Below are 24,148 nucleotides of genomic sequence, written 5' to 3' on the forward strand. Positions count from 1 at the left end.
GTGACCTCCGCTTCATCGCCTGACCCAGGCCGCACCCTCTCCCTTCCGTTCTGGCGCTGGCTGTCGCTGCTGTTCGTGCTGCTGCTGGTGCTAGCCGCCCTGCGCCCACTGAGCGTGCCGGACGAAGGCCGCTACGCCGAAATCAGCCGCTGGATGCTGGTCTCGAGCGACTGGCTGGTGCCGCGTCTGGATGGCCTGCCGTTTTTTCACAAACCACCGCTGATGCACTGGCTGCAGGCCAGTGCCATGGCAGCATTCGGCGTCACGCCCTGGACCGCCCGGCTGGTGCCGGCAAGCGCCGCGCTGCTGATGGTCTGCGGCCTGTACCTCGCCACCCAGCGCCTGGCAACGGCAGCCCTCGCGCGGCGCGCGGCGCTGATGCTGGCCGCCAGCGGCGTCTTCCTGATCGGCGGGCAGTACGTCAACCACGACATGCTGGTAGCCGCCCTCATCGCCAGCACCATCTGGTGCTTCGCCCTGAGCCTGCTGCACGGCGAGCGCCCACATGCCCTGCTCGCCCGGGCCGGCTTTGTCTTCGGTGCGCTCGGTCTGCTGACCAAGGGGCTGATCGGCGTGGCGCTGCCCGGCCTGGTGCTGCTGGTGTGGATCACCTGGACGCGCCAATGGCGCAAGGTAGCGCGCCTGCCGTGGGTCAGCGGCCTGCTGCTTTTCGCCCTGCTGGCGCTGCCCTGGTTTGTGCTGGCGGGCGAGCGCTATCCAGGCCTGTGGAACTACCTCTTCGGCGTGCAGCAGTTCGGGCGCTATACCGGCACCGTCTTCAACAACCGGCATGGCCACTGGTTTTATCCGGCGGTGTTGGCGGTAATGCTGCTGCCATGGACATTTTTTATTCCATTTTCAGCGCCAGCCCGCAAACAATCTGCGCCATCAGCTACTACGACCATAGCAAGCCAGGTCCGATCACTGTGCTGGATCTGGCTGCTGGCGATTCTGGTGTTTTTCTCCATCCCGGCGTCCAAGCTCGCGGGCTACATCCTGCCGGTGCTGCCGCCCCTGGCGCTGCTCGCCGCGCTCGGCTGGGAGCGTGTGATGGCAGGCCGCAGGCATGCGGAGCGCTGGTTTGCGCTGCTGGCACTGATTCCCGTGGGCGGCGTCTTGCTGCTGACCGTTGAAACCAATCTGAACCAGAGGCGGCTCAGTCTCGACGTGGCCACCACGCTTGCCGCCGAAAGACAGGCCGGCGAACCGGTCTACGCCTGCGGCGGCTATCCCTACGACCTGCCCTTTGTTGCCCGGCTGCAGCAGCCGGTCATCGTGGTGCAGAACTGGCCCAGCCTGCGCACCAGCGCCCGCGACAACTGGCAGCGGGAACTCTTCGAGGCCGGTGACTTCGAGCCTGACGCGGCACGCGCCATCCTTCAAAAGCCCGGCCAGCTCCAAGCCGCAGCGCAGCACGGCGGCGCCTGGCTGGTAACGCCGGTGAACACCAGCGCGCCGCCCGGTTGGAAGAAAGTGCAGCAAGGCCGGGTGTGGAACCTGTACACCTCAGGCGCGAAAGGCCCAGTAACGGCTCAAGACGAAAGTCTGCCCCGCTGCTACGGCCATGGCGATGAACAGGGCAAGCCATGATGGCCACCCCGCCCCGCGCAGCAACAACGCAAAGACGATCTCGTTGACCAAAAACCCGGCCAGGGCAGTGGTGGCAAAGCGCAGCAGACTCTGCCCCACGCCCGTCGCCGCGCCGCGAAAACTGAGCCAGCGGTGACCGGCAAAACTCACGAAAAACGCTACCGCGAAGCCCAGCGCATTGGCCAGTTCGGCCAGCATGGCGCGCTGCGCCAGCCAGAACACCGCCGCATGCGTGGCCGCTGCCGCGCCGCCCACGCCAATGAACCACAGGCCCTGGCTGGCCTGCCGCACCCTCATGCGCCGGGCTGCCCGTCGCGAGCCAGGCCTGTGCCCGCCTCGCTGGCCACCAGGTAGAGCGGGCGCTGCTTGACCTCGTCATAAATGCGCGCCACGTATTCCGACAGCAGCCCTATGGACACCAGCTGCACTCCGCTCAGGAACATCATGCCCACCACCAGCGTGGCATAGCCCGGCACATCGATGCCGTTGATGAAGTAATCCAGCATCACCCACAAGCCAAAACCGATGGCCGAAACCGCCAGCACCACCCCCAGCAATCCGAGCAGGCGCAGCGGCACGGCGGTGAACGCAAACAAGCCGGTGGTTCCCAGGCGCAGCGCGCCGCGCAGGCCGAAGCTGCTGTGTCCTGCCGCACGCGGCAGCGGGTCGTAGTCCAGCGCCACACTGGGGAAGCCCACCCAGGCGTAGAGCCCTTTCATGAAACGATGGCGCTCCGGGAGTTGAAGCAGCGCATCGACCACGCGCCGGTCCATCAGCCGGAAATCCCCCGCATCGCGCGGAATGCGCACCCGGCTGCCCCAGTTGACGATGTCGTAGAACCACGGCACGAGCTTGCGGTGCAGCCCGGACTGGTCTTCGCGCGTGCGCCGCACCGCATACACCACATCCGCCCCCTGCTGCCAATGGCGCAGCATGTCGGCCAGCAGCGCCGTCGGGTGCTGGCCATCGGCATCCATCAGCACCACCACTTCGCCGCGCGCCGCAGCGATGCCGGCGGTCAGTGCCGCCTCCTTGCCGAAATTGCGCGAAAGCTGCACCAGGCGCAACGCCGGTTCACTGGCGCACAGACCGCGCACCACGGACTCGGTAGCGTCGCTGCTGCCATCGTTGACCACCACCAACTCCACTCGTGACGAAAGCGCGCGCAAGGCGGCCAGCGTCTGCCCCACCACCGCCGGCAGCGAGGCGGCCTCGTTGTAAGCCGGCATGACGCAGGAAATCGACGGCACCCGGTCCGCTCGCGGGTTCGGTGTGGGGTTGAATTCAGACATGCGCGCGACGATACGCGAAACGGCGGCAGGTTTCGGCTCCGCGCCCCGTTTTGTCGATGCGCCATGCAGACAAAACACGCATGAAAACCGCACCTCAGATTCGGTATTTATAATAAACCCGTGTTTTACAACCTGCAAAGCGGGTCATTCATGCGGTCTTGACGCTGTTCAAGCTGGCGTGAAACACGGTTGAGCGCCACGCCCGAACGGGCATGAAGCGTTCGCCACGGCCGAAGTTTCGGCCTCGATGCCCAGGATGTCGCAGCGGCCTGAAAGACCGATCGACATCCACGCAAAGGCTCTTGCGCACCACCTCACGCGTGCCATTCGAGCCGCCCGGCTACCCCGGAAGGTAGCCACCTTCCCCGGCAACGTTCTCCGTGTGCGTCCCTTCGGGCATGCACTTTGGGCGATGTCAAGCATCGGGGTGGTGTGTTTTTTCACGCTTCGGCCTTCGTGCCCCGCGCCTGCATGGCCGCGGGGTGAGTTCAATCCACAAGAAAGAACCCACCAGATGGCGAAATCGATCACTATCGACAAGGTATACAAAATCTTCGGCGATACGCCGGATGAAGCACTGCGCCTGGCGCGCGAAGGCGTCTCCAAGCAGGAGATTCTGGAGCGCACCGGCCAATCCATCGGCGTCTTCAATGCGAGCTTTCGCATAGAGGCCGGCGAAATTTTCGTCGTCATGGGCCTGTCGGGTTCGGGCAAGTCCACGCTGGTGCGCCTGCTCAATCGCCTGATAGCACCGACGGCCGGGCGCATCTTCGTCAACGAGCAGAACATCCTTGACCTCGACGAGCATCAGTTGCGCCAGCTCAGGCGCAAGGACATCTCCATGGTGTTCCAGTCGTTCGCGCTGATGCCGCACCTGTCGGTGCTGGAGAACACCGCCTTCGGGCTGGAGCTGGCGGGGGTCGACAAAGCCGCGCGCGAGAGCGCCGCCAAGGAGGCGTTGGCGCAAGTGGGCCTGGCGGGCTGGGAGGCGAGCTACCCGGATGAGCTCTCCGGCGGCATGCAGCAGCGCGTAGGCCTGGCTCGGGCGCTGGCGGCCGACCCCTCCATCCTCCTGATGGACGAGGCATTCTCCGCGCTTGACCCCATCATCCGCACCGAGATGCAAAGCGAGCTGCTGCGCCTGCAGGAGACCAAGCGCCGCACCATCGTCTTCATCTCGCACGACCTCGATGAGGCGATGCGCATCGGCGACCACATCGCGATCATGAAGGACGGCCAGGTGGTGCAGGTGGGCACACCGGATGAAATTCTGCGCGCTCCGGCCGACGACTACGTGCGTGATTTCGTGCGCGGCGTCGATGCGGCCGCGGTCTTCAAGGCACGCGACATTGCGCGCCAGTCGCTCACGGTGATTTCCGAGCAGGGGGATAGGGGCTGCCGCGCCACGCTGCGCATCCTGGAGGACTCGGACCGCGACGTGGCCTATGTACTCAGCCCGCGCAAGCGCTACCTGGGTGCCGTCTCGTCGCAATCGCTGCGCGATGTGTTGCGCGGTCACCAGGGGCCACTGGGGCTGAAGCACGCCTATCTCAAGGATGCGCCTGCATTGCCCGCAGATACGCCGATTGCCGACCTGTACGGCGCCATGACCCATGCCCCCTGCCCACTGCCGGTGGTGGACGAGACCGGGCAATACCTGGGGGTGGTGAGCCGCACCACGCTGATGCGCTTTCTCGATCGGGATACGCCACCAGTGCTGCCCGCGCAGCGCGAAGTTGCGCCGCTGCAGCTCAACCCCGCCTTCCCGCACCAGGCAAGCGAGCCGGTGGTCAAGGCCGCTTGAAGTGAAAGGACACCAGCATGACCAATGAAGCCGCCACCGATCCGTGGAGCGCTACCAGCACGCCCGCCCCGGCGCCCATCGACACCCCAAGCACCGCCGCCCCCGACGCCTGGGGCAACGCGATGCAAGGCGCACAGGGCGGCGCAAGCTGGCTGGACGCCCCCGCCAACACCGCCGCACCCACGGGTGATGGCGGCAGCCTCACCGCGCTCTGGCACCAGATCAGCACCGACGGCCTGCCGGTTCAAGGCGCTATCAACGACGGCCTGGCCTGGGTAGTGGCGCACTTTCGCCCGTTCTTCCAGGCCGTTCGCACGCCCATCGACGCCATCCTCTCGAGCATCACCGATGGGCTGCTGGCGGTGCCCTGGCCCGTGATGCTGCTGCTGATTGCGCTCATCGCCTGGCAGTTTGCCGGGCGCTGGCTGGCGCTGGCCACCGCCGTATCGCTGCTCCTGGTGGCGCTGCTGGGCATCTGGAGCGACACCATGGTGACGCTGGCCCTCGTCTTCACCTCGCTGCTGTTTTGCGTCGCTATAGGCCTGCCGCTGGGCGTGCTGCTGGCATCGAGCGAGCGGGCGCAGCGCCTCACGCGCCCGCTGCTTGATGCGATGCAGACCACGCCGGCCTTCGTCTACCTGGTGCCCGTCGTGATGCTGTTCGGCATCGGCAACGTGCCAGGGGTGATCGTCACCATCGTCTTCGCGCTGCCGCCGCTGGTGCGCCTGACCAACCTCGGCATCCGCCAGGTGCGGCCCGATCTGATCGAGGCCAGCCGCGCGTATGGTGCCTCGCCCGCGCAACTGCTCTTGAAGGTGCAACTGCCGCTAGCGATGCCGTCCATCATGGCGGGTATCAACCAGGCGCTGATGCTGAGTCTGTCGATGGTGGTGATCGCCTCGATGATTGCCGTCGGGGGCCTCGGCCAGATGGTGCTACGCGGCATCGGGCGCCTGGACATGGGGCTGGCCACCGTCGGCGGCCTGGGCATCGTGCTGCTGGCGATCGTGCTCGATCGCATCACGCAGGCCATGGGCGAGCCCCGGCGCGGCGGCCAACGCTGGTGGCATAGCGGGCCGCTCAGCCTGCTGCTGCGCAAACCTTCAAAACCATAGCTGCCAGCGCTTGATACAAAAGCGTTACAGCCATATTTCATTCAAATTTTCACCCGCAAGGAGCATCTCATGCATCATCTCTCTCCCCTACGCCGCCTGCTGATTCTGGCCACTGCGGCCAGCACCTTTGCCGTGGCTGCTGCTGCCGCCACCGACCTGCCCGGCAAAGGCGTCAAGGTCTTGCCACTCAAGAGCTCGATCGCCGAGGAAACCTTCCAGACCCTGCTGGTGATGAAGGCACTCACGGCGCTGGGCTACGACGTGCAGCCGATCAAGGAGGTGGAATACCCCACCGCGCACATCGCCATCGGCAACGGCGACGCGACGTTTCTCGCCGATCACTGGAACCCGCTGCACGCCGACTACTACAAGAACGCCGGTGGCGACGCCAAGCTCTACCGCCAGGGCATCTTCTCGCCCAATGCCGCGCAGGGCTATCTGATCGACAAGAAGACCGCGGACAAATACCACATCACCAACATCGGCCAGCTCAAGGACCCCAAGCTCGCCAAGCTGTTTGACAGCGACGGCGACGGCAAGGCGGATCTGACCGGCTGCAACCCCGGCTGGGGTTGCGAAGCGGTGATCGAGCATCAGCTCACCGCATTTGATCTGCGCAAGACGGTGACGCACCAGCAGGGCAGCTACTCGGCGCTGATCGCCGACACCATCACGCGCTTCAAGGCGGGCAAGCCGGTGCTCTACTACACGTGGACGCCCTACTGGGTCAGCAACGAGCTCAAGCCCGGCCAGGACGTGGTCTGGCTGGAGGTGCCGTTTTCCTCGCTGCCCGGCGAACAGAAGGACATCGACACCAAGCTGCCCAACGGCAAGAACTACGGCTTCGTCGTGAACAACCAGCAGATCGTCGCCAACAAGGCCTTCACCGATGCCCACCCTGACACCGCCGTGCTGTTCAAGGAAATGCAATTGCCGATCGCCGACATCAACGCGCAGAACTATTTGATGAGCCAGGGCCAGAACAAGGCCGCTGACATCGAGCGCCACGCCGACCAGTGGATCAAGGCACACCAGCAGACCTGGGACGGCTGGCTGGCAAAGGCGCGCGCGGCGGCGCAATAACCCGCCCGCAGCACCGTTTTTCTACAAAAGAAGGAATTTTTCATGCACACGCACAGCAGCATTTTGCGCGCACTCGCACCCTGCGCGGCAGCACTTCTGCTCGGCCTGCCCAGCGCCGCATCGGCCCAATCACAGCTCCAGCTCAGCGGCTTTCTGGATGTCGGCATCTACCACGGCTTTGACCGCGCCACGCATGTCGGCACCATCCAGCGCAGCAATGTCGCGCTGTCGGGTAGTGAAGACCTGGGCGGCGGCCTGAAGGCGGGCTTTCGCTTCAGCTCGCGCTTTGAAATGGGCACCGGTGCCATTGAGGGTGATGGCGCCAAGCCCTTCTGGCACGATGAATCCACCGTCGGCCTCGCCGGTAGCTGGGGCAGCCTGCGTATGGGCCGCGCCCTGACCGCGTTGTGGGCCTACGACTGGGAGTTTGACCCCTGGGCCAACTTCAACCGCATCGCCTCGCCCGCCTGGTACTACTGGCACGCCCTGGCGCCGACGGACCGGGTGAGCAACAACGGCAGTGCCGAATACGGTCGCATGAACAACGGATTTTTCTACGATTCGCCCGCATTTTCGGGTGTGACCGTGCACCTGAGCGCCACCCCCGACCGCACCATGGCGCCGGGCAGCCAGGGGCGCGGGTATTCGGCAGCCATGCGCTACCACGCAGGACCCATCGCAGCCATGCTGGCGCATGAGCGCAACGGCAGCGGCGACAGAGTCACCTTCCTTGGCGGCAAATACGCTGCCGGTGCCTTTGCCGCAATGGTTGCGCTGGATTACTCGCGCACCGGCGGTGGCGCTGCCAGCGCTCGCGCCCTCACATTGGGCGCCACCTACGCCGTGGGCGTCACGACGCTCAAAGCCGGTTACGGCCGCCAGCGCACGGGTGGCGTCACCCACCAGTTTGCCTCGCTGGGTGCGGACTACGCGCTGTCCAAACGCAGCACCGCGTATGTGAGCCTGGGCCACCAGAAGCCGTCCGGTGCTCGTTCAGCAACCGCCTTTGGCGTTGGTCTGTCGCACGCGTTCTGATGCAGTTGAGCGCACTGCCCCTTATTCAACCCAAGGAACCCACCCTAATGTTTCAATGGTTCTCCCACCTGTGTCGTTCGTACTTGCTTGCACTGGTTGCCACCTTGTGTCTGCTGCCCATTCAAGCCCATGCCGCAAGTTACGTAAGTGTCAAAGGTGCCACCGTGAACGTGCGCGCACAGCCCAGCACCCGCGCTGCCGTGCAGTGGCAACTCGACCGCGGCTACCCGTTGCGCGTGCTGCAAAAGAAAGGGAAGTGGTTGCAGGTGGCCGACTACGAAGCCACGCTGGGCTGGCTCTTCGCGCCACTCACCAGCACCACGCCGCACCGCATCGTGACCGCGCCCAAGGCGCGTTTGCGGGCCGGGCCGGGAACCAGGCACCGCATCCTGACCACGCTGCAGCAAGGCGAGATCCTGCGCACGCTGGAGACCCGCAAGGGTTGGGCACTGGTACGAATCGCCAGTGGCACACAGGGTTGGATAGCGCGCAGCCTGACCTGGGGCTGGTAAGCATGGCGGCTTGTCGTCCAACTCGCGAAGGAAAACCAAAGGGCGCCACTGGCGCCCTTTCCATCGTGCTTCAAGCCCGGTGCCGATCAGCCAGCAGCCACCGTATTGCGCAGGCGGATATGCAGCTCGCGCAGCTGCTTTTCATCGACCGGCGACGGCGCCTGCGTGAGCAAGTCCTGTGCACGCTGGGTTTTGGGGAAGGCGATCACGTCGCGGATGGATTCGGCACCGGTCATCAAGGTGATCAGGCGATCCAGGCCGAAGGCCAAGCCACCATGCGGCGGCGCGCCGTATTGCAAGGCGTCGAGCAAATAGCCGAACTTGGCACGCTGGTCTTCGGGGCCGATGTTGAGCGCAGCGAACACCTTGGCCTGGACGTCGGCGCGGTGGATACGTACCGAGCCGCCGCCCAGCTCCCAACCGTTCAAGACCATGTCGTAGGCCTTGGCAACGCAGGCGCCGGGGTCGGTGTCCATGAGGTTCTCGTGCCCGTCCTTCGGTGAAGTGAATGGGTGGTGCACCGCCACCCAACGGTTTTCTTCATCATCTCGCTCGAACATCGGGAAGTCGACCACCCACAGCGGTGCCCAGCAGTTTTCAAACAAGCCATGCTGGCGGCCGAATTCGCTCAAACCGACCTTCAGGCGCAGCGCACCGATGGAGTCGTTGACGATTTTTGCCTTGTCGGCGCCAAAGAAAATCAGATCGCCATCGTGCGCCCCGGTGCGCTTCAGGATTTCGGCGATCGCCGCGTCGTGCAGGTTCTTGACGATGGGCGATTGCAGCCCGTCCCTGCCCTTGGCCGCCTCGTTGACCTTGATCCAGGCCAGGCCCTTGGCGCCGTAGATCTTGACGAAATCGGTGTAGCTGTCGATCTCGCCACGAGAGATATGTGCCCCCCCAGGCACACGCAGCGCAACCACGCGGCCACCGGGTGTGGTCGCGGGCGTGGAAAACACCTTGAAGTCCACATCGGCCATGACATCCGTCAACTCGGTGAATTCCAGCTTCACGCGCAGGTCGGGCTTGTCCGAGCCAAAGCGCGCCATCGCCTGTGCGTACGGCATCACCGGGAACTCGCCCAGGTCCACCTTCAGCTGCTGCTGGAACACTTCCGTGATCAAACGCTGGAAAATGCCGCGGATTTCCTCTTCGTTCAGAAACGAGGTTTCGCAATCGATCTGCGTGAACTCGGGCTGGCGGTCGGCGCGCAGGTCTTCGTCGCGAAAGCACTTGGTGATCTGGTAGTAGCGGTCGTAGCCAGCCACCATCAGCATCTGCTTGTACAGCTGGGGCGACTGCGGCAGCGCGAAGAACTGGCCGTCGTGCACGCGGCTGGGGACCAGGTAATCGCGCGCGCCTTCGGGCGTGCTCTTGCCCAGCATGGGGGTTTCGATGTCGATGAAGCCTTCCTTGTCGAGGAAATTGCGTACCTGCAGCGCAGTGCGGTAGCGCAGCATCATGTTGCGCTGCATCACCGGGCGTCGCAGGTCCATCACGCGGTGCGTGAGGCGCGTGGTCTCCGACAGGTTGTCGTCGTCCATCTGGAACGGCGGCGTGACCGAAGGGTTGAGCACCACGAGTTCATGGCACAGGATTTCGATCTGGCCGCTGGTGAGCTTGTCATTCGTCGTTCCCTCAGGGCGCGCGCGCACCAGACCCTCGACCTGCAGGCAGAATTCATTGCGCAAGCCCTCGGCGGTCTTGAACATCTCGGGGCGATCGGGATCACACACCACCTGCACATAACCTTCGCGGTCACGCAAGTCAATGAAGATCACGCCGCCATGGTCACGGCGGCGATTCACCCACCCGCAAAGGGTGACGGTCTGCCCCATCAGGGCTTCGGTCACGAGACCGCAGTAACTGGTACGCATGGACATGGCTGGTTCTTCCTGCGCCCTCGCAGGGCGCCACTTCGGTTCAAGGGTGCAACTGGCTGTCGGCCTGCACCGGATCATGGGGGGCAACGACGCCCATGGAAACAATGTACTTGAGCGCTTCGTCGATGCTCATCTCGAGCTCGATGCAGTCGCTCTTGCGCATGAGGACGAAATAGCCGCTGGTCGGGTTGGGCGTTGTCGGCACGTAGACGCTGACGAATTCGTCGCGCAGATAGCCCGCCACCTCGCCACTGGGGCTGCCGGTGACAAACGCCACCGTCCACATCCCGTCGCGCGGCCATTGCACCAGCACGGCGGTGCGAAAGGCGTTGCCGCTCTCGGAAAACAGCGTGTCCGAGACCTGCTTCACGCTGGAATAGATCGAGCGCACCACCGGAATGCGGCTGACCAGCGCATCCCCCAGGGCGACGAGCTTGCGCCCGAAGAAGTTGCTCGCGATAGCGCCGACGATCAAGAGGATGAGCAGCGTGAGCAGCACGCCAAAGCCCGGGACGTGAAAACCCAGCAACTTGTCCGGCTGCCAACCGGCCGGCAGAATTTCCAGCGTCTGATCCAGCAAACCCACCACCCAGGACAGTACCCAGGCGGTAATGATCAACGGAACAATGACCAGCAGGCCGGCGAACAGCCACTTGCGCAAAGCAGCCATTCAAGCCTCGGAAGTGGCTTTTGCGCTTGCTGGTGCTGCCGCAGGCGCTTCGGTTTTTGCAGTTTCCGGCGCTTTCGTTGCTGCAGCAGCTTCGGCCGGGGCGGCAGATGGCGCGCCATCTGCCTTGGGGGCACTGCTCTTGCGGCCGCTGAAATCCGTCTCGTACCAGCCCGAACCCTTGAGCTGAAAACCGGCCGCCGTCAGCTGCTTGACGTAGGTTTCCTGCCCGCACTCCGGGCAATGCGTGAGCGGGACATCCGACATTTTCTGCAGCACATCCTGGGCATGGCCACAATGGCTGCAGCGGTAGGCGTAAATAGGCATTTTGGGCAGCGCGAATTTCTTGCAAAGCCCACGATTATAGGTAGCGGGCCAAAGCCGGCGCCGCAGCGCAGCGGTTCAGACCGCCGCCGTTTCGTAATGGTGCGTGCGCCCCTTTTGATCGGCGATGAACTGCGGCAGAAGCGAGCCGCTCAGCATGCCGACGAACGAAGCGATCAAGCCCGCAAGCTGCTGCGGAAAAGCCTCGCTCAACACCGGGCTCGCGACAAACCACAGCCACACCACCAGCCCCAGCACCACCGCCAGCAGCGCGCCCTGCGTGGTCGCGCGCTTCCAGTACACGCCCATCAAGAGCGGCACGAAGGCCCCGACCAGCGGCACCTGGTAGGCGCCCGAGACCAGCTCATAGATCGACGAGCCTTCCATGGTGATCGAATACACCAGCACGCAGATGGTGAACACCAACACACTCACGCGCATGGCCTTCAGCGTCTGCTCGTCGCTCATGCCGGGCTTGAGATTGCGCAGGATGTTCTCGACGAAGGTGGTGGACGGCGCGAGCATGGTGGCCGAGGCGGTGGACATGATGGCCGAGAGCAGCGCGCCGAAGAACGCCACCTGCAGCACCACCGGCATGTGCGTCATCACCAGCGTGGGCAGCACCTTTTGCGGGTCATCCTCCAGCAGCCCGGCGGTGCCCGGCAGCACCAGCAGCGCCGCCATCACGACGAACATCGGCACGAAGGCAAACGCGATGTAGAGCAGTCCGCCGATCACCGGGCCGCTGCGCGCGGTGCTCGCGTTGTTGGACGACATCACGCGCTGGAACACGTCCTGCTGCGGGATCGAGCCCAGCATCATGGTGATCGCCGCGGCGAAGAAAAACGTCCACTCCTTGGCACCACCGGTCGGGAAGAAGCGCAGCTTGCCGTCCGTCGCCGCGTGCGAGATCACGCGCTCGGCGCCGCCCGCCATGTCGGCCGCGTACCAGGCGATCGCCACGAGGCCGAGCACGATCACGATCATCTGCACGAAATCCGTCACCGCCACCGACCACATGCCGCCGTACAGCGTATAGATCAGCACCACGGCCGTGCCAATCACCATGCCCCACGCGAGCGGGATCGCGCCGTCGCTCAGGATGTTGAACACCAGCCCCAGCGCGGTGATCTGCGCGCCCACCCAGCCCAGGTAGCTCAGAATGATGATGCTTGAGCACAGCACCTCCACCACGCGCCCGAAGCGGCGGCGGTAGTAGTCGCCGATGGTGATGATGTTCATCGCGTACAGCTTGCGCGCGAAGAACAGGCCCACCAGCACCAGGCACATGCCGGCGCCAAACGGGTCTTCCACCGTGCCGCTCAGGCCCTCCTTGACAAACTGGCCGGGCGCGCCGAGCACGCTCTCGGAACCGAACCAGGTGGCGAAGGTGGTGGCGATCACCACCGCCAGCGGCAGGCTGCGCCCGGCCACCGCGTAATCAGCGGTGTTCTTCACGCGCCGGGCAGCCAGCAGGCCGATGGCTATGGATACCAGCAGATACAGGACGATGAAGGTCACCAGCACGGGCGGCTCTCCGGGAAACAGGGGCTGAAATTGGCGACGCGCATTATCCGGGCAAGCCGCCGTGAGGTGCGCTCACCGCAGGTTTTGCGCTGTATTTACAACACCCGGATGCGGATCACGAGCTGCACCACGATGAGACCCAGCACGAAGCCCAGGCCAGAATAAAGCAGGCCCTGCAGCAGACGGTTGGTACGTTTCTGTTCAGCAAGCAATTGGCGCAGGGGCTCGGACTGCGTTGGCTGCGGCTGGCTCAGATAGCCGTGCAGCAGACGCGGCAATTGCGGCAGCATCTTGGCGTAATGCGGCCCCTGGGCCTGCAGTTCGCTCCACAAGCGCTTGGGGCCGAGCTGCTCCAGCATCCATTGCTCCAGAAACGGCTTGGCGGTGCTCCACAGGTCCAGATCAGGATCGAGCTGGCGCCCCAGGCCTTCGATGTTGAGCAGGGTTTTTTGCAACAGCACGAGCTGCGGCTGAATCTCGACATTGAAGCGCCGAGAAGTCTGAAACAGGCGCAGCAGCACCATGCCGAGCGAAATTTCCTTCAAAGGCCGATCAAAGTACGGCTCGCAGACCGTGCGAATCGCGCCTTCGAGTTCGTTCACGCGCGTATCGGCCGGCACCCAGCCGCTTTCCACATGCAGCTCGGCGACGCGCTTGTAGTCGCGGCGGAAAAACGCGGTGAAGTTTTGCGCCAGGTATTCCTTGTCCACCTCGGTGAGTGAACCGACGATGCCGAAATCCAGCGAGATGTAGCGTCCGAAGGTTTCCGGCTGCGTGCTCACCATGATGTTGCCCGGATGCATGTCGGCGTGGAAAAAACCGTCGCGAAACACCTGGGTGAAGAAAATCGTCACGCCATCGCGCGCCAGCCTGGGCACATCCACGCCAGTGTCGCGCAAGGTATCGATCTGGCTGATCGGCACGCCCTGCATGCGCTGCATCACCATCACGTCGCTGTGGCACCAATCCCAGAACACCTCGGGAATCAGCACCAGATCCAGCCCCGCCATGTTGCGCCGCAGTTGCGCCGCGTTGGCCGCTTCGCGCACCAGGTCGAGCTCATCGTGCAAATAATTGTCAAACTCGCTCACCACCTCGCGCGGCTTGAGGCGTTTTCCATCGGCCGAGAGCCGGCTGACCCAGCCCGCCACCATGTGCATCAGCGCCAAGTCTTTCTCGATCGCCGCGAGCATACCCGGTCGCAGCACCTTGACGGCTACTTCGCGCTCCTGTCCCTCGCGATCGCGGATGACGGCGAAATGCACCTGGGCGATCGACGCACTGGCCACCGGCGTGCGGTCAAACGAGACAAAAATCTCGTCCAGAGGCTTGCGGAAAGACCGCTCGATCGTGGCCACCGCCACCTCGGGGTCAAACGGTGGCACGCGATCCTGCAGCAGCGCCAGTTCGTCGGCAATATCAGGCGGCATCAAGTCGCGGCGCGTGGAGAGCACCTGGCCAAACTTGACGAAGATGGGCCCGAGCTCTTCCAGCGCCTCACGCAAACGCTGGCCACGCGGCGCATCCAGCTGCCGCCCGAAGGTCAGCAGCCGCGTCAGGGCACGTATCCAAGGCCGCGAGAAGCCCGAGAGCACCAGCTCATCGAGGCCGTGGCGCAGCGCCACCCAGCAGATGGCAATTCCGCGAAAAAAACGGTTCATGAATAAAGGTGGTCGGTCGACCCGCGCCGCCCCGCAAAGCCGTGCAGCGCCACCAGTACACGGCGCACGCCCATGCTGATGAAATGGGCCGGGGCATCGCCAACGATGCGCGCCAGATCTTCCTCGATGTCCCAGCGCAGGTTCTCGGCGAGCCAATGGATGTCGCTGGCCAACTGCACGTCACCCTCGATGTGCACTTGTGGCGCGTCGCCGGCCAGCGCCGAGCGCGCCAGATCGATCGGCGAGCCCTGCAGCAGCTCGGCACGCAGATCGGCATCCGCCTGCGCAGGGGCCACGTCCAGCAAGCCTGCCGGGGTCATCTGCAACGCCACGACAAACTGGCGCCACTGCACGCGCGCCACACGGCCGCTGTGGCGCGCCAGGCGTTCCATGGCCTGCGGCTCCTGCATCAGAACGTGGTTGAGCAGCAGCACCAGACGATGCTGCACGCCCTGCACCAGCCATTGCGGCGGCTGCGGTGGGCCGGGCAGACGGCTCGCGAGGTCTTGCACAAAAGAAAAAGGGGACCGTGAATTCATGGTCCCCGATTATTCCCTGAATGCAGCTTATTGCAGCGCCTGCAGCCCCGCGACCAACCAGCCGCTCTTGCCATCCTTGGGCTTGGTCATGTTCCAGACCTCGCGGAAGGGGCTGGGGCCGGCCGAGGTTTCTTCCCGGATCATGCCCGAGAACTCCACGCTGGCCAGGTACTCGCCGTCGAGCTCTTCAATGCCCAGCAACTGCGCCTCCAGCATCAGCACATCGGTCTGGTTGGGCTCGGCCGCGCCGCGCTGCTGCTCACGCTCCTTGAGCTGCGAGCGCACCTGATCCAGCATGCCGTCGGTCATCATGGAGCGCAAGGTATCCACGTCCGACTTGTCCCAAGCCGATTGCAGCGTGGTGAAGTTGCGCTTGGCCGCTTGCAGAAAGCCTTCGGTATCAAACCCGGCCGGCACGCCCCAGCCCTGGGCACCTGCCAGCGCAGACCCTATGGTCACGCCACCGCCTGCGGCCGCGGGCACGCTGTCGAAATCCACGCGCGAATCTTCCCAGGGGCGGGCCGATGCATCATTGCCCACCTTGGCCGGGTTGTACTGGCGCGCGGCGTTCACCGGGGTGGCCGGCGTTGCTCCCGCGCCCTGAAACGCAAATGGCGACGCTGCCCCCTGGGCGGACTGCTTGGGCCGCATCACCATGCGCAGCACCACGAAGGCCACCAGGACCAGCAACGCAATCAGCAGAAACTGCCCGAACTCGGCACCCAGGCCCAGCGAGCTGGCAAGCCACGCCAGACCCAAGCCCGCGGCCAGGCCGCCCAGCATGCCGGCCCAAGGCTTGCGCGTTGCCGCACCCGCGGCGTTCGCCGCGCCGGCCTGCTTGGCGCTGGTCGCATTGCTGGCCGCATTGGGGGTTGCGCTGGGCGCCGGCGTCGGCGCACGGGCGGCATCGCGCTGCGTCACATTGGCCGATTGCCGGCCGGCCGAGCGCCCGCCACCCAATCGTGCTGCCTCTGCGTCGGCGTACACCAGCGTAAGCAGCGTCACCAGGACCACAGACCACAGATTTTTCATCGTTTCCTCATTGGTTGCGTTGATTGAAACAAAACATCAGCACTTCACACCGACATGCAAGGCGACGACGCCTCCTGTCATGTTGTGAAAATCCACATGCCCGAAACCCTGACGCTGCATCAGCGCCTTTAGTTCCACCTGGCCCGGGTGCATGCGTATCGATTCTGCAAGATAACGGTAACTGTCTGCATCACCTGCCACCCATTCCCCTAAACGCGGCAGCACCTGAAAGGAATACAGGTCGTAGAATTTTTTCAAGGGCGCGGCCACCTTGGAGAACTCCAGCACCAGCAGACGCCCGCGATTTTTGAGCACGCGCGCCATCTCGGCGATGGCCTTGTCCTTGCGCGTCATGTTGCGCAGGCCGAACGCCACGCTCACCAGATCGAAATGGCCATCGGGGAACGGCAGCTGTTCGGCATCGCAGACCACGGTGGGCAGCACGATGCCGCGGTTGATGAGCCGGTCACGCCCGGTGCGCAGCATGGCCTCGTTGATGTCGGTGTGCACGACTTCGCCGCTGGCGCCCACCTTCTTGGAGAATGCCAGCGCCAGGTCGCCCGTGCCGCCGGCGATATCGAGCACCCGGTCGCCCTCGCGCAGGTTGGCCACCATGACGGTGTACGCCTTCCAGACCCGATGCAGCCCCCCGGACATCAGGTCGTTCATCAAGTCGTAGCGTGGCGCAACCGAATCGAAAACGCCGCGCACACGCTGCGCCTTGTCGCGCTCATCCACTGTCTGAAATCCGAAATGCGTCGCTGTCATGACGCAATCGTAGGCGAGACGCGCTCACCCGGCGGCATCACCCTCGGGTAGCCCTCGGAAATCTGTCGCTATTTGGTTGAATTCAAGTTGTAACAGCGGTACGACTCATCAGCCGCTGCAGCCGCAACTGCCCTCGCCGCAGTTCTCATCCGCACTGGCGTGGGCCTTCTTCTTGGTGATCGTCGTGGCAGGCTTGCGCCCCATGGCGGTATCGCGGTTGGCGCCGGCCGCCTCCAGCCGCGAGAGGTAGTCGTTCCAGAGTTCATCCTGGTCGTGCCCGAGCTTGTACAGCAGGCTCCAGGTGAACAAACCACTGTTGTGCCCGTCCGAGAACGTCGGGCGCACGGCGTAGTTGCCCATGGGCTCAAGCTCGGTGATCGTCACTTCGCGCTTGCCGGTCTGCAGCACCTCCTGGCCCGGGCCATGGCCGCTGACTTCGGCTGACGGTGAATACACGCGCATCAGCTCGAACGGAATGCGATAGCGTTCGCCGCTGGAAAACGCGACCTCCATCGTGCGCGAGGTTTCATGCAGGGTGATTGCCGTCGGAACCGGCGCGGCGATAGGCTGTTCAGTCATGGCGTTGCAACATCAATTCAAATACCAAACAAGGGCTTTGCGCTTGTGCAGAAAGCGTCAATAGCTACTATTTTGATTGCGCAACAGCCCAGTTTTCGAGTCGTGCGCGCAAGGCATCATGCACCAGTGCCTGCTGCTGCGCCAAGGCCGCAATGCGCACAGTGTCTTGCGCGCGCCGCGGCGCTGCCCAGACGGCATCGGGGAAGTGGCTGTCCCAGTCAAAGCGCGCGATCACATGCCAATGCAGGTGCGCCACCTGGTTGCCCAGCGCCGCGAGGTTGATCTTGGAAGGCGCAAGCCGCTCGCGCAGCACCTGCTCCACCCATGCCACAGCCTGCAGGCAATGCACCCTTTCCTCGCTCGAAAGATCGGTGAACTCCGCCACATGCGCGTTCCAGACCACGCGGTAGAACGCTGGAAAAGCGGCTTCACTCGCCTGGATCACCCGCAGCCGCGCGCCACGCCAGACGAGCTGGCCGCCATCCGTCGCGCACAGCGGGCAGTGCATCCGGGTTCAGCGTCCGGGTTCAGAACAGCACTCGGGTGCGGATGGTGCCGTTGACCTTGGCGAGCTTTTCCAGCGCCATGTCCGACGAGCGCGCATCCAGGTCGACGACGACGTAGCCGACGTTGTCGCGCGTTTGCAGGAACTGGGCAGAAATGTTCGCCTCGCCATCCGAGAGAATGCGGTTGATCTCGGACATCACGCCCGGGATGTTGCGGTGGATGTGCAGCAGGCGGTGCTTGCCCGGGTGCGCAGGCAGAGCCACTTCGGGCAGATTGACCGAACTTGTTGACGTTCCGGTATCGCTGTAGGTGATGAGCTTGTGCGCCACTTCGAGACCGATGTTGGCCTGCGCCTCCAGCGTCGAGCCGCCGATGTGCGGCGTGAGGATCACGTTGTCCAGCCCGCGCAGCGGCGAGACGAACTCATCCTTGGTGCTCTTGGGCTCGACCGGAAAGACGTCCACCGCCGCACCGATGATGCGCCCGGCCTTGATCGCGTCGGCCAGCGGCTCGATCTCGACCACCGTGCCGCGCGAGGCGTTGATCAGAATGCTGCCCGGCTTCATCTGCGCGATCTGCGCCGCACCCATCATCCATTTCGTGGACGGCAGTTGCGGCACGTGCAGACTGACGATGTCGGACTGCTCCAGCAGCGCCTTCAGCGATTCGACCTGGTGCGCATTGCCCAGCGGCAGCTTGGCGATCACGTCGTGAAAGATCACGTGCATGCCAAGGCTCTCGGCCAGCACCGACAGCTGCGAGCCGATCGCGCCGTAGCCGACGATGCCCAGCGTCTTGCCGCGCGCCTCATGAGAATTCTCCGCGCTCTTGAGCCAGCCGCCGCGATGCGCCGCGGCGTTCCTCGCTGGAATGCCGCGCAGCAGCAGGATGGCCTCGGCCAGCACCAGCTCGGCGACCGAGCGGGTGTTGGAATACGGCGCATTGAAGACCGCAATGCCCTTCTCGCGCGCGGTGTTCAGATCGACCTGGTTGGTGCCTATGCAAAAGCACCCGATGGCCACCAGCTTGTGCGCGTGCTGGAGTACCTCGCCGGTGAGCTGGGTGCGCGAACGCACGCCGATGAAGTGCACGTCGGCGATCTTGTCCAGCAGCTCCTGGCCTTCGAGCGCGCGCGGCAGCAGCTCCACGTTGGTGTAGCCGGCAGCATGCAATGCGTCAACAGCGCATTCGTGGATGCCTTCCAGCAGCAGAAACTTGATCTTGTTCTTGTCCAGGGAGGTTTTGGGCATGGCGCGGGTCTCGAAAAAAATGCAAGCCTGCAAAAACGCAGGCTCTACGGGATAACCCCGATGATTGTGCACTGCACAAAACCCCGGAGCAAACAGGGTGAATTGTGCACCCGATGCACACACCCGCTTCTGCGCATCCGGTGTCAGAATGCCGGCATGAGCCCTTCCGCCCTTCCCGCCTGGCCTTATCCCTTCTGGATTGCCCATCGCGGAGCAGGCAAGCTGGCGCCGGAAAACACGCTGGCGGCGTTTCGGCTCGGGGCCAGCCACGGCTGGCGCATGTTCGAATGTGACGCCAAGCTCAGCCAGGATGGTGTGCTGTTTCTGCTGCACGACGACAGCCTGGAGCGCACCAGCAACGGCCAGGGGATGGCAGGTGACCAAGCTTGGGCAGCGCTCTCGCAGCTCGACGCCGGCGCCTGGCATTCACGCCGCTACGCGGGCGAGCCACTGCTCACGCTGGAGCGCCTGGCGCATTGGTGTCTGGCCAATCACCTGCGGCTGAACCTGGAGATCAAACCCGGCACAGGCGCCGATGTCGCCACCGGCGCGGCCGTGGCGCAGGCGGTGGCGCGGCTGTGGCAGGGGCAGCCCGTCGTGCCGCTGCTGAGTTCATTTTCCAGCGCCGCGCTGGATGCCGCCCGCAGGACCGCCCCGGCGCTGCCGCGCGCCCTGCTGCTGGAAGCCCTGCCACCCGACTGGCTGACCCAGGCACGCACGCTGGACTGCATGGCCGTGGTGGCCGAGCACCGCTGCTGGAATGCCGAAACCGTGGGGGCCGCCCACGCTGCCGGCTTGCGCACCCTGAGCTACACCGTCAACGATGCGGCCGAAGCCGACCGGCTGATGGCGCTAGGCACCGACGGCATCATCACCGACCGTGTGGATTTTTTCAGCCCGGCAGCGTAATCAGCGCCAGGCGCGCAGCCAGAGCCAGTGCGCGCTCGCGGTCGCAAGCACCAACACGCCATAGGTCAGCATCTGGCCATCGCTACCCAGCAGCAGCACACCGCCTGCCAGAACCACACAGCCAACTACAAAAAGCAGAGCTATTGACGCAATCCAGCCGTGCGCTACAGCGATTTTTCGCATGAACAATTGGCTGCCTGCCACCTGCAGCAGCGCCAGCACCAGTGCCGGTACGCAGAAATTCAGCAGGTGATTGATGGCGGTCAAAAAGCTCATGGGCGACACAACGCGGTACAAATTTTATAATCCACTCCCATGGCAGTCTGGGCCTTGGGCATCAACCATCAAACCGCACCGCTGGATCTGCGAGGCCGCTTTGCCTTCGCGCTCGACCGGATCGCGCCCACGCTGCAGGGGCTGCGCCAGTCGTTCAGCAGCGCAGGCGCGCCGCACAGCGCCGTCGAGTCCGCCATCCTCTCCACCTGCAACCGTACCGAGGTCTATTGCGCGGCGGAGCATGCGGCGCTGGACCACACGCTGCAATGGCTGGCGCACAGTGGCGGCATCAGCGCCCAGCAACTGCGCCCGCACGCCTACCTGCTGCAGGGTGACGGTGCGGCGCGCCATGCCTTTCGCGTCGCCAGCGGGCTCGATTCCATGGTGCTGGGCGAGGCGCAGATCCTCGGCCAGATGAAGAACGCGGTGCGCGCTGCCGAAGGTGCGGGCGCGCTCGGCAGCACGCTCAACCAGCTCTTTCAGCGCAGTTTTGCCGTGGCCAAGGAGGTGCGCACCAGCACCGATATCGGCGCGCACAGCATCAGCATGGCGGCGGCGGCGGTGCGCCTGGCAGGTCAACTGTTTGAAGATCTGGGCCAGATCCGCGTGCTGTTCGTGGGCGCGGGCGAGATGATCGAGCTCTGCGCCACCCACTTTGCCGCCCGCAATCCGCGCCAGATGGTGATTGCCAACCGCACGCTGGAGCGCGGCGAAAAGCTGGCCATGCGCCTGGATGCCAGCGTGATGCGCCTGGCCGAGCTGCCCGAGCATTTGCACGAGTTCGACGCCGTCATCAGCTGCACCGCCAGCACCCTGCCCATCATTGGCCTGGGCGCCGTGGAGCGCGCACTGAGAAAACGCCGTCACCGCCCGATTTTCATGGTCGATCTGGCCGTGCCGCGCGACATCGAGCCCGAAGTCAAGCAACTGGCCGACATCTACCTCTACACCGTCGATGACCTCGCCAGCGTGGTCCAGACCGGCCAGGCCCAGCGCGAAGCCGCCGTACAACAGGCCGAGGCGATCATCGATGCGGGCGTGCAGAACTTCATGCACTGGATGGACCAGCGCGACCCGGCGGGCGGTGTCGTGCCCCTGATCCAGCAGCTCAACAGCCAGGCCGACGATTGGCGCACGCAGGAAATCGCCCGCGCGAAAAAGCTGCTGGCCAAGGGGCAGGACATCGACAGCGTGCTCGAGGCCCTCTCGCGCGGTCTCACGCAGAAGATGCTGCACGGCGCCATGGCCGAGCTGCATGCGGGTGACGTGCAAACGCGCACGCAGACCGCCGATACCGTCTCGCGGCTGTTCCTGCGCTCCGCCCGCAGCCACCGCGAGCGTTAGCGGCTCAAGGCAAAATCCGCCTCCAGCGCTTGCCATACAAGCGCCTCTAGCTATCTTGCCGATAGCGAACTCTTTCTTTCCCGCATGAAACCCTTTCTCCGCCAGCAACTGCAGCGCCATGCAGAGCGCCTGAATGAACTCGATTTCCTGCTCTCGCGCGAAGACATCATGGGCGACATGGCGCAGTACCGCGTGCTCTCGCGCGAGCATGCCGAGGTGACCGCCGTCGCCAGCCGCTGGGCGCGCTACCGGCAGCGTGAGGCCGATATCGATGCCGCGCAGGCGCTGCTGCAAGACCCGGACATGGCCGAGATGGCGCAGGAAGAAATCAGCGGCGCCACCGCAGAGCTGGCGCGGCTGGACGACGAGCTGCAACGCCTGCTGCTGCCCAAGGACCCGGATGACGCGCGCAATGCCTTCCTTGAAATCCGCGCCGGGACCGGCGGTGATGAATCAGCACTCTTCGCCGCCGACCTTGCCCGCATGTACACCCGCTACGCCGCCACCGCCGGCTGGCGCGTGGAAGTCATGACTGAACACGAAAGCGAACTCGGCGGCTACAAGGAAGCCGTGCTGCGCATCGAGGGCGAGAACGCTTTCGGGCGCCTGCGCTTTGAATCCGGCGGCCACCGCGTGCAACGCGTGCCGGTGACGGAAACCCAGGGCCGCATCCACACCAGCGCCTGCACCGTCGCCGTCATGCCCGAGCCCGACGAACACGAGGCCATCACGCTCAACCCTGCCGAGCTGCGCATAGACACCTTCCGCGCCAGCGGCGCCGGTGGCCAGCACATCAACAAGACCGACTCGGCGGTGCGCGTGGTGCACCTGCCCACCGGCATCGTCGCCGAATGCCAGGACGGGCGCAGCCAGCACGCCAACAAGGCGCAGGCGCTGCGTGTGCTGCAGGCGCGGCTGCAGGAAAAGGAGCGCAGCGAACGCGCCACCAAGGAAGCCGCGCTGAGGAAGGGCCTGATCGGCAGCGGCGACCGGTCTGACCGCATCCGCACCTACAACTTCCCGCAGGGGCGGCTCACCGACCACCGCATCAACCTCACGCTCTACAAGCTGCAGATGGTGATGGACGGCGATCTGGGTGAGGTGCTCGACGCACTGCAGCACGCGCACGAGGCCGAATTGCTGGCGGAACTTGAAACCGCCCATGCCTGAAGCCACCCGCCTCCGGCGGCTGGACACTGCGCTCGCCTGGGCGCAGCAACAGGGCCTGCCGCGCTTGGAAGCCCAGATGCTGCTGCTGCACACGCTGGGCCGCAGCCCGCACGACCGCGCCTGGCTGCTGGCGCATGACGGCGAATCCTTGTCAGCCGCGGCATGGGATTCGTTTGAACGCCTGTGCCAGCGCCGGCTTGCCGGCGAACCTGTCGCCTATCTGACCGGCCACAAGGCTTTTTACGGTCTGGATCTGCAGATCAATGCGCAGGTGCTCGATCCGCGCCCGGATACCGAAACGCTGGTGGACTGGGCATTGGACGTGATGAAGGCACAGGCAAGGCCCAGCATCGTGGACCTCGGTACCGGCAGCGGCGCGATTGCCCTGGCTCTCAAGGCACAGCGCCCGGACAGCAGCATCACCGCCGTGGACGCCAGTCCGCAAGCGCTGCAAGTGGCGCGGCACAACGCGCAGCGGCTGAATTTGCCCATCACCTTGCACCAGGGCAACTGGCTTGAAGGGCTGGCGGGGCGCTTTGACCTCATCGCCAGCAATCCGCCCTACATCGCCGAAGACGACCCGCACCTCGCAGCGCTGCAGCACGAACCGCGCATGGCCCTGGCCAGCGGCCCGGACGGGCTGGACGCCATCCGCAGCATCATCACCCAAGCCCCTGCGCATCTGCACCCGGGTGGCTGGCTGCTGCTGGAACACGGCTACGCGCAGGCGCCAACCGTCTGCCAGCTGCTGCAGGTTGCCGGCTTCACGCAGGTACACAGCCGATCAGACCTCGCCGGCCACGCGCGCTGCAGCGGCGGGTGCTTTGCGCAGCCGCCAGAACGACAGGCGACGCCCTGCCCCGACGCGGCGGGGCTGCCGAATGCGCCGGATGGCACAAGGACATGAAGAAGATGAAATAATCTCCCTCTTCGTGCCCTTTTGTTTCAGGTATCCCATGAGCGACGTCCAGCAACGCATAGACCAACTGGTCAAGAACAACGACATCCTGCTTTTCATGAAGGGCGATGCCCAGTACCCGATGTGCGGCTTTTCCGGCCGTGCAGTGCAGATCCTCAAGGCTCTGGGCGTGGATCTGGACACCCTCAAGACCGTGAACGTGCTCGAAGACGAGGAAATCCGTCAGGGCGTGAAGGAATACAGCAACTGGCCGACGATTCCGCAGCTCTATGTCAAGGGCGAGCTCATTGGCGGCGCCGACATCATGATGGAAATGTACGAGTCGGGCGAGCTCAAGACCCTGCTCGCGCCGCAAGCCTGAA

At 64.6% G+C, this 24,148-nt stretch carries 25 protein-coding genes; 11 read left to right on the forward strand and 14 right to left on the reverse strand.

From position 1 onward, the window contains the following. Complete coding sequence (locus ABS45_RS02025) at positions 1 to 1,590, forward strand: glycosyltransferase family 39 protein (RefSeq protein ID WP_291552424.1); 1,590 nt, start codon at positions 1 to 3, stop codon at positions 1,588 to 1,590. Here the strand turns inward: ABS45_RS02025 and ABS45_RS02030 are convergent. Beyond that, positions 1,507 to 1,887 (reverse strand): GtrA family protein, encoded by a 381-nt coding sequence (locus tag ABS45_RS02030; RefSeq protein ID WP_291552425.1) that lies wholly within the window; start codon positions 1,885 to 1,887, stop codon positions 1,507 to 1,509. The genes ABS45_RS02025 and ABS45_RS02030 overlap by 84 nt on opposite strands. After that, the gene (locus ABS45_RS02035; protein ID WP_291552427.1) at positions 1,884 to 2,882 is read right to left on the reverse strand and encodes a glycosyltransferase family 2 protein; all 999 of its coding nucleotides are present in this window, start codon (positions 2,880 to 2,882) and stop codon (positions 1,884 to 1,886) included. Before ABS45_RS02035 ends, ABS45_RS02030 begins: the two co-directional genes overlap by 4 nt. A 514-nt stretch (positions 2,883 to 3,396) precedes the next feature. On the opposite strand from ABS45_RS02035, the gene proV reads away from it, so the two are divergent. From proV to ABS45_RS02060, 5 genes are all read left to right on the forward strand, one after another. Further along, positions 3,397 to 4,686, forward strand: coding sequence for a glycine betaine/L-proline ABC transporter ATP-binding protein ProV (proV, locus tag ABS45_RS02040; RefSeq protein ID WP_291552428.1), 1,290 nt, complete (start codon positions 3,397 to 3,399; stop codon positions 4,684 to 4,686). Positions 4,687 to 4,703: 17 nt separating this feature from the next. Beyond that, positions 4,704 to 5,801 carry a glycine betaine/L-proline ABC transporter permease ProW gene (proW, locus tag ABS45_RS02045; protein ID WP_291552431.1) on the forward strand — a complete coding sequence of 366 codons (1,098 nt, stop codon included), beginning with the start codon at positions 4,704 to 4,706 and terminating at the stop codon, positions 5,799 to 5,801. A gap of 69 nt (positions 5,802 to 5,870) precedes the next feature. Continuing rightward, the gene (proX, locus tag ABS45_RS02050; RefSeq protein WP_291552432.1) at positions 5,871 to 6,884 is read left to right on the forward strand and encodes a glycine betaine/L-proline ABC transporter substrate-binding protein ProX; all 1,014 of its coding nucleotides are present in this window, start codon (positions 5,871 to 5,873) and stop codon (positions 6,882 to 6,884) included. Positions 6,885 to 6,926: 42 nt separating this feature from the next. After that, positions 6,927 to 7,919: a porin gene (locus ABS45_RS02055; RefSeq protein ID WP_291552434.1), complete on the forward strand. Its 993-nt coding sequence runs from the start codon at positions 6,927 to 6,929 to the stop codon at positions 7,917 to 7,919. Between the two features lie 164 nt (positions 7,920 to 8,083). After that, entirely contained in the window at positions 8,084 to 8,431 is a 348-nt protein-coding gene (locus ABS45_RS02060) for an SH3 domain-containing protein (RefSeq protein WP_291552435.1), read from the forward strand. Between the two features lie 86 nt (positions 8,432 to 8,517). On the opposite strand, the gene aspS is transcribed toward ABS45_RS02060, so the two are convergent. From aspS to serA, 11 genes are all read right to left on the reverse strand, one after another. Beyond that, positions 8,518 to 10,314: an aspartate--tRNA ligase gene (aspS, locus tag ABS45_RS02065; protein WP_291552437.1), complete on the reverse strand. Its 1,797-nt coding sequence runs from the start codon at positions 10,312 to 10,314 to the stop codon at positions 8,518 to 8,520. 40 nt (positions 10,315 to 10,354) lie between these two features. After that, complete coding sequence (locus ABS45_RS02070; RefSeq protein WP_291552441.1) at positions 10,355 to 10,984, reverse strand: DUF502 domain-containing protein; 630 nt, start codon at positions 10,982 to 10,984, stop codon at positions 10,355 to 10,357. Then, complete coding sequence (locus ABS45_RS02075; RefSeq protein ID WP_291552444.1) at positions 10,985 to 11,308, reverse strand: FmdB family zinc ribbon protein; 324 nt, start codon at positions 11,306 to 11,308, stop codon at positions 10,985 to 10,987. A gap of 75 nt (positions 11,309 to 11,383) precedes the next feature. Then, positions 11,384 to 12,832, reverse strand: coding sequence for a sodium:solute symporter family protein (locus ABS45_RS02080; RefSeq protein ID WP_291552446.1), 1,449 nt, complete (start codon positions 12,830 to 12,832; stop codon positions 11,384 to 11,386). A gap of 95 nt (positions 12,833 to 12,927) precedes the next feature. Next, on the reverse strand, positions 12,928 to 14,493 hold the full coding sequence (ubiB, locus tag ABS45_RS02085) for a ubiquinone biosynthesis regulatory protein kinase UbiB (protein ID WP_291552450.1): 1,566 nt from the start codon (positions 14,491 to 14,493) through the stop codon (positions 12,928 to 12,930). After that, on the reverse strand, positions 14,490 to 15,032 hold the full coding sequence (locus ABS45_RS02090; protein WP_291552453.1) for a hypothetical protein: 543 nt from the start codon (positions 15,030 to 15,032) through the stop codon (positions 14,490 to 14,492). Before ABS45_RS02090 ends, ubiB begins: the two co-directional genes overlap by 4 nt. Positions 15,033 to 15,059: 27 nt before the next feature. Next, on the reverse strand, positions 15,060 to 16,064 hold the full coding sequence (locus ABS45_RS02095; RefSeq protein WP_291552454.1) for a TIM44-like domain-containing protein: 1,005 nt from the start codon (positions 16,062 to 16,064) through the stop codon (positions 15,060 to 15,062). A 36-nt stretch (positions 16,065 to 16,100) separates the two neighbouring features. After that, on the reverse strand, positions 16,101 to 16,832 hold the full coding sequence (gene ubiE, locus ABS45_RS02100; protein WP_291552455.1) for a bifunctional demethylmenaquinone methyltransferase/2-methoxy-6-polyprenyl-1,4-benzoquinol methylase UbiE: 732 nt from the start codon (positions 16,830 to 16,832) through the stop codon (positions 16,101 to 16,103). Positions 16,833 to 16,940: 108 nt separating this feature from the next. Beyond that, complete coding sequence (locus ABS45_RS02105; protein WP_291552457.1) at positions 16,941 to 17,411, reverse strand: DUF971 domain-containing protein; 471 nt, start codon at positions 17,409 to 17,411, stop codon at positions 16,941 to 16,943. 67 nt (positions 17,412 to 17,478) lie between these two features. Then, positions 17,479 to 17,919, reverse strand: a complete 441-nt coding sequence (locus tag ABS45_RS02110) for an HIT family protein (RefSeq protein WP_291552459.1) — start codon at positions 17,917 to 17,919, stop codon at positions 17,479 to 17,481. Positions 17,920 to 17,938: 19 nt separating this feature from the next. After that, on the reverse strand, positions 17,939 to 19,168 hold the full coding sequence (gene serA / locus ABS45_RS02115) for a phosphoglycerate dehydrogenase (protein WP_291552460.1): 1,230 nt from the start codon (positions 19,166 to 19,168) through the stop codon (positions 17,939 to 17,941). A gap of 156 nt (positions 19,169 to 19,324) precedes the next feature. On the opposite strand from serA, the gene ugpQ reads away from it, so the two are divergent. Further along, positions 19,325 to 20,077 (forward strand): glycerophosphodiester phosphodiesterase, encoded by a 753-nt coding sequence (gene ugpQ, locus ABS45_RS02120; protein ID WP_291552463.1) that lies wholly within the window; start codon positions 19,325 to 19,327, stop codon positions 20,075 to 20,077. On the opposite strand, the gene ABS45_RS02125 is transcribed toward ugpQ, so the two are convergent. Further along, positions 20,078 to 20,353, reverse strand: coding sequence for a hypothetical protein (locus tag ABS45_RS02125; protein WP_291552465.1), 276 nt, complete (start codon positions 20,351 to 20,353; stop codon positions 20,078 to 20,080). Positions 20,354 to 20,392: 39 nt separating this feature from the next. On the opposite strand from ABS45_RS02125, the gene hemA reads away from it, so the two are divergent. The 4 genes from hemA to grxD all read left to right on the forward strand — a co-directional run bounded on the left by hemA (position 20,393) and on the right by grxD (position 24,147). Continuing rightward, the gene (gene hemA, locus ABS45_RS02130) at positions 20,393 to 21,697 is read left to right on the forward strand and encodes a glutamyl-tRNA reductase (RefSeq protein ID WP_291552468.1); all 1,305 of its coding nucleotides are present in this window, start codon (positions 20,393 to 20,395) and stop codon (positions 21,695 to 21,697) included. Between the two features lie 84 nt (positions 21,698 to 21,781). Beyond that, complete coding sequence (gene prfA, locus ABS45_RS02135) at positions 21,782 to 22,867, forward strand: peptide chain release factor 1 (protein WP_291552470.1); 1,086 nt, start codon at positions 21,782 to 21,784, stop codon at positions 22,865 to 22,867. Further along, positions 22,860 to 23,774: a peptide chain release factor N(5)-glutamine methyltransferase gene (prmC, locus tag ABS45_RS02140; protein ID WP_291552472.1), complete on the forward strand. Its 915-nt coding sequence runs from the start codon at positions 22,860 to 22,862 to the stop codon at positions 23,772 to 23,774. Before prfA ends, prmC begins: the two co-directional genes overlap by 8 nt. A gap of 49 nt (positions 23,775 to 23,823) precedes the next feature. Continuing rightward, positions 23,824 to 24,147, forward strand: a complete 324-nt coding sequence (gene grxD, locus ABS45_RS02145) for a Grx4 family monothiol glutaredoxin (protein ID WP_291552473.1) — start codon at positions 23,824 to 23,826, stop codon at positions 24,145 to 24,147. Position 24,148: the final 1 nt, after the last annotated feature.

Source organism: Comamonas sp. SCN 65-56, assembly GCF_001724135.1.
GTDB lineage: Bacteria > Pseudomonadota > Gammaproteobacteria > Burkholderiales > Burkholderiaceae_C > Comamonas_C.

Coding starts and splice junctions, on each gene's coding strand:
- serA (WP_291552460.1), bottom strand. CDS start 19,168: ATGCCCAAAACCTCCCTGGACAAGAACAAGATCAAGTTTCTGCTGCTG.
- ABS45_RS02030 (WP_291552425.1), bottom strand. CDS start 1,887: ATGAGGGTGCGGCAGGCCAGCCAGGGCCTGTGGTTCATTGGCGTGGGC.
- proV (WP_291552428.1), top strand. CDS start 3,397: ATGGCGAAATCGATCACTATCGACAAGGTATACAAAATCTTCGGCGAT.
- ABS45_RS02070 (WP_291552441.1), bottom strand. CDS start 10,984: ATGGCTGCTTTGCGCAAGTGGCTGTTCGCCGGCCTGCTGGTCATTGTT.
- prmC (WP_291552472.1), top strand. CDS start 22,860: ATGCCTGAAGCCACCCGCCTCCGGCGGCTGGACACTGCGCTCGCCTGG.
- proX (WP_291552432.1), top strand. CDS start 5,871: ATGCATCATCTCTCTCCCCTACGCCGCCTGCTGATTCTGGCCACTGCG.
- ABS45_RS02075 (WP_291552444.1), bottom strand. CDS start 11,308: ATGCCTATTTACGCCTACCGCTGCAGCCATTGTGGCCATGCCCAGGAT.
- ABS45_RS02090 (WP_291552453.1), bottom strand. CDS start 15,032: ATGAATTCACGGTCCCCTTTTTCTTTTGTGCAAGACCTCGCGAGCCGT.
- proW (WP_291552431.1), top strand. CDS start 4,704: ATGACCAATGAAGCCGCCACCGATCCGTGGAGCGCTACCAGCACGCCC.
- ubiE (WP_291552455.1), bottom strand. CDS start 16,832: ATGACAGCGACGCATTTCGGATTTCAGACAGTGGATGAGCGCGACAAG.
- ABS45_RS02055 (WP_291552434.1), top strand. CDS start 6,927: ATGCACACGCACAGCAGCATTTTGCGCGCACTCGCACCCTGCGCGGCA.
- ABS45_RS02035 (WP_291552427.1), bottom strand. CDS start 2,882: ATGTCTGAATTCAACCCCACACCGAACCCGCGAGCGGACCGGGTGCCG.
- ugpQ (WP_291552463.1), top strand. CDS start 19,325: ATGAGCCCTTCCGCCCTTCCCGCCTGGCCTTATCCCTTCTGGATTGCC.
- ABS45_RS02125 (WP_291552465.1), bottom strand. CDS start 20,353: ATGAGCTTTTTGACCGCCATCAATCACCTGCTGAATTTCTGCGTACCG.
- aspS (WP_291552437.1), bottom strand. CDS start 10,314: ATGTCCATGCGTACCAGTTACTGCGGTCTCGTGACCGAAGCCCTGATG.
- ABS45_RS02110 (WP_291552459.1), bottom strand. CDS start 17,919: ATGCACTGCCCGCTGTGCGCGACGGATGGCGGCCAGCTCGTCTGGCGT.
- hemA (WP_291552468.1), top strand. CDS start 20,393: ATGGCAGTCTGGGCCTTGGGCATCAACCATCAAACCGCACCGCTGGAT.
- ABS45_RS02105 (WP_291552457.1), bottom strand. CDS start 17,411: ATGACTGAACAGCCTATCGCCGCGCCGGTTCCGACGGCAATCACCCTG.
- ABS45_RS02095 (WP_291552454.1), bottom strand. CDS start 16,064: ATGAAAAATCTGTGGTCTGTGGTCCTGGTGACGCTGCTTACGCTGGTG.
- prfA (WP_291552470.1), top strand. CDS start 21,782: ATGAAACCCTTTCTCCGCCAGCAACTGCAGCGCCATGCAGAGCGCCTG.
- ubiB (WP_291552450.1), bottom strand. CDS start 14,493: ATGAACCGTTTTTTTCGCGGAATTGCCATCTGCTGGGTGGCGCTGCGC.
- grxD (WP_291552473.1), top strand. CDS start 23,824: ATGAGCGACGTCCAGCAACGCATAGACCAACTGGTCAAGAACAACGAC.